This is a genomic window from Paenibacillus herberti (assembly GCF_002233675.1).
Taxonomy (GTDB): Bacteria; Bacillota; Bacilli; order Paenibacillales; family Paenibacillaceae; genus Paenibacillus_O; species Paenibacillus_O herberti.
The window spans coordinates 2092897-2104674 of sequence record NZ_NMUQ01000001.1; the positions used below are offsets into that span (position 1 = coordinate 2092897).

The 11778-nt window shown below is 48.8% G+C and carries 13 protein-coding genes and 1 other RNA gene; 6 read left to right on the top strand and 8 right to left on the bottom strand.

Going from position 1 to position 11778, the window contains the following annotated elements; all coding sequences use genetic code 11:
- Window positions 1–101: 101 nt before the first annotated feature.
- Window positions 102–590 (top strand): M67 family metallopeptidase, encoded by a 489-nt coding sequence (locus CGZ75_RS09640; RefSeq protein WP_089523973.1) that lies wholly within the window; start codon window positions 102–104, stop codon window positions 588–590.
- Here CGZ75_RS09640 and CGZ75_RS09645 read toward each other — a convergent pair.
- The 3 genes from CGZ75_RS09645 to CGZ75_RS09655 are packed head-to-tail and all read right to left on the bottom strand — an operon-like array spanning window position 564 to window position 3807.
- Window positions 564–1298 carry an exonuclease domain-containing protein gene (locus CGZ75_RS09645; protein WP_089523974.1) on the bottom strand — a complete coding sequence of 245 codons (735 nt, stop codon included), beginning with the start codon at window positions 1296–1298 and terminating at the stop codon, window positions 564–566. The two genes, CGZ75_RS09640 and CGZ75_RS09645, sit on opposite strands and share 27 nt — an antisense overlap.
- Before the next feature lie 19 nt (window positions 1299–1317).
- The gene (locus tag CGZ75_RS09650) at window positions 1318–2388 is read right to left on the bottom strand and encodes a DUF294 nucleotidyltransferase-like domain-containing protein (protein ID WP_089523975.1); all 1071 of its coding nucleotides are present in this window, start codon (window positions 2386–2388) and stop codon (window positions 1318–1320) included.
- Between the two features lie 60 nt (window positions 2389–2448).
- Window positions 2449–3807 carry an ammonium transporter gene (locus CGZ75_RS09655; protein WP_089523976.1) on the bottom strand — a complete coding sequence of 453 codons (1359 nt, stop codon included), beginning with the start codon at window positions 3805–3807 and terminating at the stop codon, window positions 2449–2451.
- A gap of 409 nt (window positions 3808–4216) precedes the next feature.
- Here CGZ75_RS09655 and CGZ75_RS09660 point away from each other — a divergent pair, with 409 nt between their 5' ends.
- Window positions 4217–4654: a MerR family transcriptional regulator gene (locus CGZ75_RS09660; RefSeq protein WP_089523977.1), complete on the top strand. Its 438-nt coding sequence runs from the start codon at window positions 4217–4219 to the stop codon at window positions 4652–4654.
- A gap of 31 nt (window positions 4655–4685) precedes the next feature.
- Window positions 4686–5372 carry a zinc metallopeptidase gene (locus CGZ75_RS09665; RefSeq protein ID WP_089523978.1) on the top strand — a complete coding sequence of 229 codons (687 nt, stop codon included), beginning with the start codon at window positions 4686–4688 and terminating at the stop codon, window positions 5370–5372.
- 93 nt (window positions 5373–5465) lie between these two features.
- On the opposite strand, the gene CGZ75_RS09670 is transcribed toward CGZ75_RS09665, so the two are convergent.
- Window positions 5466–6098 carry a rhomboid family intramembrane serine protease gene (locus CGZ75_RS09670; RefSeq protein WP_089523979.1) on the bottom strand — a complete coding sequence of 211 codons (633 nt, stop codon included), beginning with the start codon at window positions 6096–6098 and terminating at the stop codon, window positions 5466–5468.
- A gap of 100 nt (window positions 6099–6198) precedes the next feature.
- Here CGZ75_RS09670 and tpx point away from each other — a divergent pair, with 100 nt between their 5' ends.
- On the top strand, window positions 6199–6711 hold the full coding sequence (gene tpx / locus CGZ75_RS09675) for a thiol peroxidase (RefSeq protein ID WP_089523980.1): 513 nt from the start codon (window positions 6199–6201) through the stop codon (window positions 6709–6711).
- Between the two features lie 64 nt (window positions 6712–6775).
- On the opposite strand, the gene CGZ75_RS09680 is transcribed toward tpx, so the two are convergent.
- The 3 genes from CGZ75_RS09680 to CGZ75_RS09690 form a co-directional block, all read right to left on the bottom strand.
- Complete coding sequence (locus CGZ75_RS09680; RefSeq protein ID WP_089523981.1) at window positions 6776–7165, bottom strand: DUF1499 domain-containing protein; 390 nt, start codon at window positions 7163–7165, stop codon at window positions 6776–6778.
- A gap of 106 nt (window positions 7166–7271) precedes the next feature.
- A non-coding RNA gene (ssrS, locus tag CGZ75_RS09685) (6S RNA) lies at window positions 7272–7457 on the bottom strand.
- 77 nt (window positions 7458–7534) lie between these two features.
- Window positions 7535–8314 carry a YesL family protein gene (locus tag CGZ75_RS09690; protein WP_089523982.1) on the bottom strand — a complete coding sequence of 260 codons (780 nt, stop codon included), beginning with the start codon at window positions 8312–8314 and terminating at the stop codon, window positions 7535–7537.
- 173 nt (window positions 8315–8487) lie between these two features.
- Between CGZ75_RS09690 and CGZ75_RS09695 the strand changes: the two genes are divergently transcribed.
- A complete protein-coding gene (locus CGZ75_RS09695; protein ID WP_089523983.1) occupies window positions 8488–8583 on the top strand; it encodes a sporulation protein YjcZ in 96 nt (31 codons plus the stop codon).
- A 197-nt stretch (window positions 8584–8780) separates the two neighbouring features.
- Here the strand turns inward: CGZ75_RS09695 and cshA are convergent, their stop codons facing one another.
- A complete protein-coding gene (gene cshA, locus CGZ75_RS09700) occupies window positions 8781–10433 on the bottom strand; it encodes a degradosome RNA helicase CshA (protein WP_089523984.1) in 1653 nt (550 codons plus the stop codon).
- Between the two features lie 168 nt (window positions 10434–10601).
- Here cshA and CGZ75_RS09705 point away from each other — a divergent pair, with 168 nt between their 5' ends.
- On the top strand, window positions 10602–11435 hold the full coding sequence (locus CGZ75_RS09705) for a YitT family protein (RefSeq protein WP_089523985.1): 834 nt from the start codon (window positions 10602–10604) through the stop codon (window positions 11433–11435).
- The last annotated feature ends 343 nt before the right edge of the window (window positions 11436–11778 follow it).

An 11778-nucleotide genomic window follows, 5' to 3' on the forward strand; every position in this document is an offset into this window, starting at 1 on the left:
CTTCTGCTCTTCTCTTATACGGACATGTTATCATGGATGAGGCTGGTCACTCAAGGAAGCCCTTCCATTCCATAACTTAACTATTTAGAAGGAGATCCAATATGCCCTCGCCTACGTCATATACAGCTGTTATTACATCCGAAGCCATACAGAAACTGAAACTACTTTGCCATCAAGAGCTGCCAAGGGAAGCATGCGGTCTGATCGCCTGCCGAATCGATGATTCCGAGCGAGTCGCGTCAGCTATTCTGCCTATGAACAATACTCATCCCGAGCCGGAACATCATTTCAAGTTCGATCCTGCAGAGTGGGTCCGGACGCTATTCCATCTATCTCAATCCCGATACAGCCTCACTGGCTTCTATCATTCCCATCCTTCCGGTCCGCCATTCCCTTCCAACGAGGACCTCACTCATCCCCTGTGGAGTTCATCTGTTAGCGTAAAAGAACCCTTCAGCGGGGCTGAAGGGCTGCAAATGTTGCAGATGTGGATTGTATCGCTGGCTGATCCAGCCACAACCGAGATAAGCGTCTTCACCTCATCCTCGAATGGAATGAGACGATTAGTGCTGACTGAGATAAGCGTATAGATCGCTGAGAGTATGAATATTGCGGGAACGAATCCGTTCTAAATAAGTCTGCCATAGCTTGGTTTGCATAAAACAATCCTCCAACGCATGATGGCGGCGAGTAATCGGAATGCCTTCCTCTTCTAACAGCTCATCCAGACCGTAAGCTTCCCGTCCGGGATTAAGCCATTTGGCTACCATCATCGTATCCAACACGCGATGGGTCAGATTGCATTTGAACGTTTTCCATAACGCAGCGTTCAAAAACTGCTTGTCATGTCCGCTACCATGAGCAATAAGCAATCGTTTGCCGCAAAACTCCATGAATTGATGAAGTACATCCATAAGCTCCGGCGCATCCTCTGCCATCGAACTGGTAATTTCCGTCAGCTCGGTAATATGCAGGGGAACTTTACGTTTAGGATTAACAAGACTGTAGAAAGTTTTGTCTTCAACTATAACTCCGCCTCGAAGAAGCACCGCGCCGAAGCTAATAATCTCATCTCCGTTGTAAGGATAGAATCCTGTCGTTTCAAGATCGAATACGACCGTCTCCAGCTCAGCAAAAGGAGTGTCCAGCAAGGACTGCTTGCGCAAATCACGGTTCACCGCGCGCATGAATGCCATCTGCTGCGCATTCTGCGCTCCCAACATGGACGCGATGGCTGGCGTTACGCCCCCCATTTTGTATAGCTGCCACATTCGGCTGACGCCTCTGCTATCTTTCATGTTGACTCCTTTCGATCCCTCACAGCCTGCTCATCGTATGGCGGTACACCTTGCGCTGCAGCTTTTTCCCTAGCTTTAGGCCGTTTTTCAGTTTCTCGGCCATCTCTTTGCTGAGCTTGCTCGATGACAGCTTGCCATTGGTCGTGTACTGGCCGTTCTCGATCTTCTCGGTGGTCATCATGCGAAGCCGAAGGAACAGCAGGAATATCTCGATGCACTCCGCTGCCTCCCCTGGCTGAACCAAACCAAGCTTCTCCAGGCTGCGAATTCGGTCAAGGGTAGATGCTTCCCTCAGGTTGGCTTCAATCGCGAGCAGCCGAATTGCATTAACCATTGGAATATACGCACCATACTTAATATCAATGCTGCCTGCATCTTCCCCATACTGTTCTCGAAGCAACTGTCCAAAAATATTGAGCAGCACCTTATGTTTCATCGTGTTCTCCAGCATGCGCTTAACGATAATTGGTTGCCGGATTACATCACCATAAAAATCATCCTTAAGCTCATCATGAAGCCCAGTCTCACCATATACACAGCGGCTGTCCGCCACAATAAGCAGGTAACGAACCGCTTCCCATGCCGGCTCCTGGAACCAGCCGTTCAGCTTAACACGCCAACTGGAAAGTGAGCGGCACCATTCCGGGTTGCTGCTCAGTACATTCCCTTCACAGAGCGGATATCCCGTTTCAAGCAGCAGTTGGACAATCCGATCCGCCAAGGCGGTAAAATACTGGCTGCTTTTTTCCTGCTCCGCTTGGCTCAGCGAGTCGGCATAAATGATGCCGCTGTCCTGATCGCTAAGCAAGGTCTGCTCCCTGCGCCCGCCGCTTCCGAACAACAAATAAGCAAAAGGCACGGGGGGAACACCCCTCCCGAGCCGTGCCAGTTCAAATTGTGCAAGCTGAATGGCGCGCTGAACAAAAGCGTCATGCGCGTCATTCAGCTCCCCATAGAATTGTTCGGTCCCTTGCAGGGGCAGCCGTGCGACCATTCGGTCGTGGACAAGTTCGCGGAGGCGATGCAGGCTGGCGGAATCATCAGCATGGGCGATTCCATGCAGCAGCTGCTGCCATCCTGGATCTGTCATTCGGCGTTTCCTCCCCTTTTGCCCATCTCAAGCTCATGATGATTGCGGGTCAAAAAGTTGTCAAGCTCCGATGTTAGGAGTGGAGGATTTTTTGAGCTGCTCTGGGTAGCCGTAGTTGCCATGCTCGCTCAAGTCGAGGCCAGCAATCTCTTGCTCTTCCGTTACACGTAGGCCCATAACCTTCTTCATAACGGCCAGAATGATGAAGCTAACAGCGAAGGCATACGCCCCACTGACGGCGACACTCTCCAGCTGTACCCACAGCTGATCCCAAGATCCCGTGTCGATAAGGCCGCCCTTGCCGGTATTGAGCTTGGTGGCCAATTCTTCGGTTGCAAAGATACCGTTAGCCAGCGTACCCCAAATGCCCGCAGCGCCATGTACAGACAGAGCGAAGATCGGATCGTCGATTCTGATCTTTTCGAAGAAACGAGTGCTATAGAATACAAGGACGCCAGCAACAAGACCGATTACAACGGCAGCCCATGGATCAACAAACGCACAAGATGCGGTAATAGCGACAAGTCCGGCCAGAGCGCCATTTAGCGTTGTGCCAATATCCGTTTTGCCAAGAACAGCCCAGGAAATCAGCATCGCTGCTACAGCGCCGCCAGCTGCACCAAGTTGAGTGTTAAAAGCTACATAACCGAAAAATCCATCGCCTATAGCAAGCGTACTGCCGGCATTGAAGCCGAACCAGCCAACCCACAAGATTAACACGGACAGCGCCGTGAACACTTGGTTATGTCCGAGAATCTCATTGGCAGACCCGTCCTTGTTGAACTTGCCGATCCGAGGCTTTAACAAGATTGTGCCTGCAAGAGCAGCCATTGCACCGGTCAAGTGAACAACGGTGGAGCCTGCAAAGTCTTGTGCACCGTCTTGGAAGAGGAAACCGCCGCCCCAAATCCAATGGGCAACAACCGGATAAATAAGGGCTGTAAACAAAATGGTGAAGATTAGATAAACGGAGAACTTAGCGCGCTCTGCGAAGCCGCCCCAAGCAATGGATAGGGATACAGCAGCAAAAGCAAGCTGGAACAAGAAGAAAATTGTTGGGGGCAAAGCATTATCAACCGAAACCTTGGATGGATCGAATAGGAAGTCTCCCCAGCCGAAGAAATCATTACCTGAAGCGCCGAACGCAACTCCATAACCTACCGCCCAATAGATAAGGGAACATAATCCTACGGTGAAAATCGTTTTGCCTGCTACATGACCCGCATTTTTCATACGGGTGGAGCCAGTTTCAAGCAGGATGAATCCTCCTTGCATAAGCAGAACCAGAATCGCTGAAAGCATAACCCACAGCGAGTTGAGGCCCATGTTGAGCGTTGCGCTCGAAGGATCCTCCGCAAACGCCATCGTTGGGAACAGCACCAACATTGCACTAATGGATATCAACATTTTTTTGATCATTACAACCACTCCCCCATTTAACGTCACTTTATCTAACACGAAAAGAAAGACTTAATGACATTATAGTCAGAAGGTTCCGTTTTGACAACACGTAATTTTTCAGCGGGACAATAAATGTCAAACGTTGATTCTAAAATTCATATATAATGTTAAGATTTAAAGAGGATTTTCTCAATTCGAATCAAATACTACACTATATCGTTCGCCTTTCATTGAAATAAGCTGACAAACCTTGCGCTTCTCCCATTATAAAACCGGAGAATTATCCATGTCAGGTTTTCGAACTGTCGAATGCTGTCTACTGTACGAGCACTAGCTGGGATGTAATTTGTTTGACGGCATGAAGGCTTAGCGATTAAAATTGTTTTCATAGATATTGCAGGGTTTAATTAAGGATGGTGGAGTAACAATGGCTGATAATCTGCTCAAGATCGGAGAATTATCCAAGCAGGCTCAGGTCAGCTCAAGAACAATCGATTACTATACGAAGCTTGGCCTGATTCATCCAGAGAGCCGCAGTGAAGGCAATTATCGTCTTTATAGCACTGAAACTTTGGAACGGCTAAGACGTATAGAACAGTTGAAGAAAGAAAAATATACGTTGGACGAAATCAAGCAAGCTCTCGATAGCTGGAACGATGTTTCATCTGTGTCCCAGGTCACTCAAAGGCTTAGCGATCTTCAACTTCATCTAAGTCAACTTGAGCGAGAAGTGAAAGAGCTTGAGCCCGTCATTCAGAATCTTAAGCCGAAGCAAGCCAATAAAGCCGTTAAGCGACTCATTCCGCAAACTGCGGCTTGTATTGAGGCGCTTATGCTGATTCTGAACAAGGGTAATTTCATGTAACCAACGAAGTAATTGAAGATGGAGGGATAGCATGCTTTTTTTTCATCCAATGGACTTTCTCATCCTGATTGCCTTTGCTCTCTCGATCTGGGCTCAATTCAGGGTAAAGGGTACCTTCAATCGCTGGTCTGATGTTCAGGTGATGAGCGGTATAACAGGCTATGAAGCGGCACGTCGTTTGCTTGATGCCAACGGTCTGTACGATGTTCCGATTGAGCCAGTTCCCGGTCGCCTGTCCGATCATTACGATCCGATCCATCGCGTCGTACGATTGTCAGAGCCGGTTTACTACGAAAGCTCCATCTCAGCTGTCTCCGTTGCCTGCCATGAAGTAGGCCATGCGATCCAGCACAAGGTTAGCTATCCGATGCTGACGCTTCGCCACCGGATTTTCCCAGTCGTGAACTTCGCTTCCGGCGTAGCACCCTTCCTGCTCATTGCAGGCTTCCTTTTTCAGGCTACAGGACTGATCGGTGTCGGTATCGTATTCTTCTCCGTTGCAGTCGCCTTCCAGCTCATCACGCTGCCGGTTGAGTTCAATGCCAGCAGCAGAGCGCGGGAGCTGATGGTTTCTGAAGGTTTCATTACGAACGAAGAAGAGCGCGGTGTATCCAAAGTTCTTAATGCTGCTGCTCTTACCTACGTCGCTGCGGCGTTGGTCTCACTGCTTGAGTTGATCAAGTACGTTATGATTTTCTTCTCATCGAATCGCGATTAATCACCAAATTAAAGAAGACCCTCGAGATGTCTCGAGGGTCTTCTTTTTTCTATTGCAAGAGAATGGCCGCCGCCTTTCTCTGACTCATTTCATTCAACGGTATCTGCCCCGACGATATTTTTCCTTATTGTCCATTGCTGCATAGATCAGATATCCTCCGATTAGGCCGCCCAGATGCGCCCACCAGTTGATATTGGAATAGAAAAGCAAGGAAACGACGCCAAGTCCCAATATCATATAGACGGTTTTGGCCGAGCTTTCATCCATCATGCCTTTGCGATGCAACGCCATGAATAGATAAGCGCCATATACGCCGTAAATCGCTCCTGAAGCGCCAAGAGACTGTTGTACGCCAGTGATAGCGACTGCGCTAAGAATATTACCGGCAATGCCACTCAATAGATACAGCAGCGTATATCGCCAGCTTCCAATCAATCGCTCCAATGGAGGTGCGAATACAAGTAAGGCAAACATATTGAAAAACAGATGCTGCATACTGCCATGCACAAACATCGAGGTTACATAACGCCATGGCTCCTGCAGCCCATAAGAATTGTCAGCATATCCAGGCAAGTTACTCCATTGCAGGAACAAAAACTGCTGGGAAAGCCGATCATTGGTCAATATCTGTCCTGCGAACAAGATCAGGTTCAGTGCAATCAAAACCGATGTTACTGGATAAGCCTTCAGGTAACCGCGAAAGCTTTCATAGCGCAAAAAAATCATACAGCGTCCCTCCTTTACCGATTGGACAACGGGGTAAACAAAAGATTATAATTGATAAGCATTTCCTAATACTTAAACAGGCTGAAGGAGGATATTCCATATGACACAGGAACGTCAAGCAAGCTTAAAGGGCAACCCAATTACTCTGGTTGGTCCACAGCTTCAAGTAGGGGATAAAGCTCCAGACTTCACCCTCAACAAATCTCTAGTCGACACAGTCAGCCTTGCTGATTATGGGGGTAAAATCAAGCTGATTAGTGTCGTTCCTTCGATTGACACCGGCGTATGTGACGCTCAAACTCGCCGCTTCAACGAAGAAGCAGCCAAGCTTGGTGAAAACGTAGCCGTTCTCACCGTCAGCGTCGATCTACCGTTCGCACAAGCTCGCTGGTGCGGCGCCGCTGGAATCGATAATGTTGTCCTTCTCTCCGATTACAAAAGCAACGAATTTGGACAAGCTTATGGTGTCCTGATTAAGGAATTAAGACTTGATATGCGCGCAATCTTCGTCATTGATGCCAACGACACGATTCAATATGTTGAAGTTCTCGGCGAAATGACCGAACATCCAAATTATGAAGCAGCTGTTGAAGCCGTACGCGCCCTTCAATAAGATCAGCTTTCTAAGAACAGAAAAGCGAGGAAGGATGGTTGTCCTTCACTCGCTTTTTGCTTATTCAGGAAGTTGTCTTATAAGAGGCCAGCTTCTTGTCCAAGGTACGATAAATGTCGAGAATAACCCTGTAGTTAGCGCCTAGATCGCCTAGCGAGCCACGCGAGGCTGAGTAAATATCAACCGCAGAAGTTACGGGGCCAGTCCCGATCACAGATACGGTGATGTCCATCGTCCTACCCGTTACAGTTCTTTTCTCAAGCACAATCTCCCCAACAGAAGGTACATCATGAAGTACCTTATATCCTTGCAACTTTTTTAGCGTGGACAATACCTCATCAAAAGCCTTGTCCTTGGAAAGCTTGTAATAATGGGATTTCAGCAGCGGATTCTTTGCCTTGTCGCCTGACTGTTCGAAGCTGCGCAGCAGACCCAGAAGCGTCCGTTTCAGCAATGGTGATTCCCCCTCCGACGTCTATGTATATACAAGCAGTGAAACAGGTGCTACAAATTCAAAAAAAAGGCTCTGACGAGTGTCAGAGTCGTGAAAAACTCTAAATTAAAGTCCCGCAATGCCGTCCGACTCGCTTGTTCCTGAACCCGCTCTCGCAGGTGGGTGTCCTCAGAACAGCATTTGGGGTCCTCCATAAAATGAAGGCATGCCAGCCGCTGGTCGATGTTGAACTCCCGGGAAACAGCCATTGGTTCAAAACAATTTAAAGCCGTAACGAGCACCGCAGGATGTATTGTTATTATAAGCGTTAGCGGCTCAAAAGTAAAATCCCAAGCTCCAAATTTCGCATCTTGGAAACGAGTGGAAAAATTACTTTTTGGTGCCTTTCTCAAGCTCGTTGTCTACGAGATCCGCTTCTTCTTCTGCCTGGCGTTTCTTCGCCTCCATTTGGTCCTGTACCTTCTGATAAACGAGATAGAAGTTCCAGAAGGCGAAATAGGCGATGATGCTGCCCATGAAAAACGGAATCAGAAATGTAAACTTCGTAAAGCTGATATAAAAAACGAATCCGCTTACGATGGCCGTAGAGAAGGAACGGAACGGCCTTCCAATCGTGATCAGAATTGCATTTTTGAGCAGCTGGAACGTCTTCATGTGATAGTGTACAACCATCGAGAAAAAATTGAAGACGGATATCGACAGCAGCAGCATCAAACCGATGAAAATATAGGATACAATTTGTAAACTTGGATTGTTCATGTACACGCGGTAGTCCACGATCATGATGGCGAACAAAAGAGCGTAAAGAATGCCACCAATCATGCTTTGAAGATAATTCTCCTTATAGTTGCGGAAATACGTCTTGAACAAAGGTACGTCTACATCTCCCATCACCCATTTGCGCGCTACGCCGAACATAGCCGTCGTCGCCGGAAACAATGTAAACGGAGAAGCAAGGATTGCTAAGAATATCCAACTAAAAAAGCTCTGGGTTACATCGACGCCTTCAACACCTGTGGATAGAAATGCGGTAAGTACTAAAAAAGCAAACGGTATGGAACAGATAATCCAGAGAAGATTGATGACCGCAAGCCTCATGATCCATTCGGATATGCGGTAAAAGCCTCCCATTACACCTTTCATTTCCATAATACTGCTGATCCCCCCTGCTGATAGCGGTTACGATTGACATTTCTATTATAACTCGTCTGAGGGCAGAAGCCCAACTATTCCTTATCAAGGCATTAGTCCTGTCCCTCGGAGGGTCTCCTACATATATTGTTATTAGCTTCACCCAATCATCAGTATTAGGAGGTGTCGATATGGGTTACGGAGGTTTTGGAGGTAGCAGCAGCACTGGAGCTATTCTTGTCCTGTTCATTCTTTTGGTTATTATCGTGAGTGCATTCTGCTGGTAATAGTTAAAACCGGCCAGCGCGGACTACGGGAGTGCTTTTCAATGAAAAGAATTCCGCTGCTGCTACCGGATGTAAAAACTAATACAGGGCAGGCATGAAACAATACCAACCAATGTAGTATGAGTACAAAGAAAGCCGGGAAACAACCGTTTTATACGGTTGACCCGGCTTTTTTGTTTGCGCTAGGCGCAAGCGGATTAGTTGTTCACAAAGTCATCGGAAGCTGGCTTCGAACGACGTTGCTCGCCACTGCGGTTCTCATAGCTGCTGCTGCTGCTGTTACCGCGTCCTTCGTAGCTGCGGCCACCTTCTCTAGGCTTATAGCCGTCACGGCTGCTGCTACTGCTGCTGCTACCACGGTTGCCGGCATATCCACTGCCGCTACCGCCGCCATAGCCGCTGCGACCACGAGGAGCGCTGCTGCTGCTGCTGCTGCTACTGCTGCCGGAACCGGTACGGTTGCCGCCGCCGTAGCCGCTGCCCGTGAAACGGCGTCCGCTGGAGCGAACATCCGGACGACGCTTTTTAGCGCGAATCGGATCTTCAGGCGTAAGCTCGATGCTGACATCCTTCTTCTCGCCCGTAATCAGCGCAATAGCCGATGCAAGCAGATTAACGGAGTCGTATTGCTCGAGCAGTTGGATGGCAACGCCTTTATATTCAACGAAGTTCTCGCCTTGAACGACTTCGAGAATGCGCTCTGCCGTAATACGTTGTTTACCTTCGATAGCTTCAGCCAAGGAAGGAACAGGTTTCTTCGCAATACGCTGGCGTGTCACCTTCTCGATGAAGTGAAGGTGATCCGTCTCACGAGGCGTCACGAAGCTCCATGCCGTTCCTTCTTTGCCTGCACGGCCTGTACGGCCAATCCGATGCACGTAGCTCTCCGGATCTTGCGGAAGGTCAAAGTTGATAACATGCGTTACGCCGGATACATCAAGACCGCGCGCAGCAACGTCAGTTGCTACAAGCACATCGATGCTGCCATCGCGGAACTTGCGCATTACGTTATCGCGCTGATTTTGGCTAAGGTCGCCATGCAGGCCGTCTGCGGAGTATCCACGCTTTTGCAGCGCTTCGCTCAGCTCGTCAACCCGACGCTTCGTGCGGCCAAAGATGATGGCCAAATCAGGGCTCTCCATATCCAACAAGCGGCTAAGAGCGTCGAACTTCTGGCGCTCATGCACTTCAATGTAGGACTGGTCAATCGTAGGCGCGCTGACTTGTTTCGGAATGACCGAAACATGCTCAGGGTTTCTCAGGAACTGCTGAGCAAGACGTTGGATGTTAGGAGGCATCGTTGCCGAGAACAACATCGTCTGACGCTCTGCCGGCACGAGGCTGAGGATGGAAGTGATGTCTTCCATGAAGCCCATGTCGAGCATTTCGTCCGCTTCGTCAAGTACGACATGTTGAACATCGTCGAGCTTGATCGTTTTGCGGTTAATGTGGTCGAGCAGACGTCCTGGGGTACCAATGATGATTTGCGGGCGCTTTTTAAGGGCACGGATCTGACGTCCGATTTCTTGTCCGCCGTAAATCGGGAGGGAACGTATACCTTTGAACCGTGCAAGCTTGCCGATCTCTTCAGCAACCTGGATCGCAAGCTCGCGGGTTGGGGTCATAATGAGAGCGACGATGCGTTCTTCGCTGGATGGAATTTTGTTGATGAGCGGAATTCCGAATGCAGCGGTCTTACCTGTACCTGTTTGTGCTTGGCCAATCAGATCGCTACCGTTCATTGCAATCGGGATGGACTTATCTTGAATTGGGGTGGATTCCTCGAATCCAAGCTCCGTAATTGCCTGTAACACCTTCGCGTCCAGGCCAAATTCAGCAAATGTTTTCAAATCTTATCCTAACTCCTTCTCTTGTGAAGCTCGCTTCAAAAATATCCTGTTAAGTATAGCATAAAGAACCGGATGAATACCAGTCGCACGCAAACAGCCATACTACATTCGTGTATATCGTTGATGGCCGTTGATGGAAATGTCCCCGCGGCCAGGATGGAGGAAGCCATGAAGCCATTTCGATCCTTGACCTCCTGGCTGGCCGTTACAGCAGGCTCGCTGCTGATTGCGATCGGCTTCAATGTCCTGCTTATTCCTCAGCAACTGTTGAGCGGCGGCCTATCCGGGATATCCATGATGATCGGTTATCTTACCGGCAGCAATATCGGCTGGCTGTATCTTGTCCTCAACATTCCTGTACTCGTATGGGGCTGGTTCTCGCTCGGTCGGCGGTTCGTTGGGTGGAGCAGTTATTCCGTAGTAGCTGCCACAATCTTCATGCAGCTGGTACCTGTTATTCCGCTTGCAAAAGATATTCTGCTTGCTTCTGTATTCGGCGGTTTGCTGCTCGGCTTCGGAACCGGACTTTGTCTTCGTGCAGGAGGCTCTTCCGGAGGTTTCGACATCGTCGCTTCCATCGTCAGCCGCAACAGGGATTTGCAGGTAGGCATGTTAATCTTCATTCTGAATGGCCTTGTGATCGGCATTCTCGTCTTTTTCACCGGGAATTGGGATATAGCCCTGTACTCGCTTATCTCCATCTTTACGGCGGGCAAGATCGTTGACCTTATCCACATCCGCCATCACAAAGTTACAGCCTTCATCATCACCCAAAAAACCGATGAACTGCTTGCTCAAATGCTCGCTCGTCCTCGAGGAGTAACCATCATAAGAACGAGGGGAGCATTTTCTTCTCAGGAACATGATATGCTTATGACGGTGACAACCCGTTATGAGCTCGAAGAGCTGAAGCTGATGGTTCGCAAACTGGATCCCAAAGCTTTCGTCAATATTGTGGAGACCGTTGGTGTCATGGGTGATTTCCGGCGTAACTCCGGTTAGCTTCATCCCTCTGTATAAGGGTAAGCGCGGATTTATCGATGCCTCCCTTTCTTCTGCCAACGGCATAGGGTATACTGGTTTTATCCCGTAGTTCATTGTTTCATGCCCAGCGTTCTTGCCCTGATATCTCATGAGAAAGGGTGATGCAAGGTGGATATGGAAACGGTCAAACTCTCGAGGATTGTGGAAAAACTGGCTCCCGAGCTTCATTCCTTCCTTACAACGCATGAGCTTGATCTCAAGATTGTTCTCCGGGACGGATTTTCGGTTTTAGAACCGGCTGACGCCATGGAGATTGTGCAACAGAGCATTTGTGAATACCAGAAGCTTACGCTTTTGCATT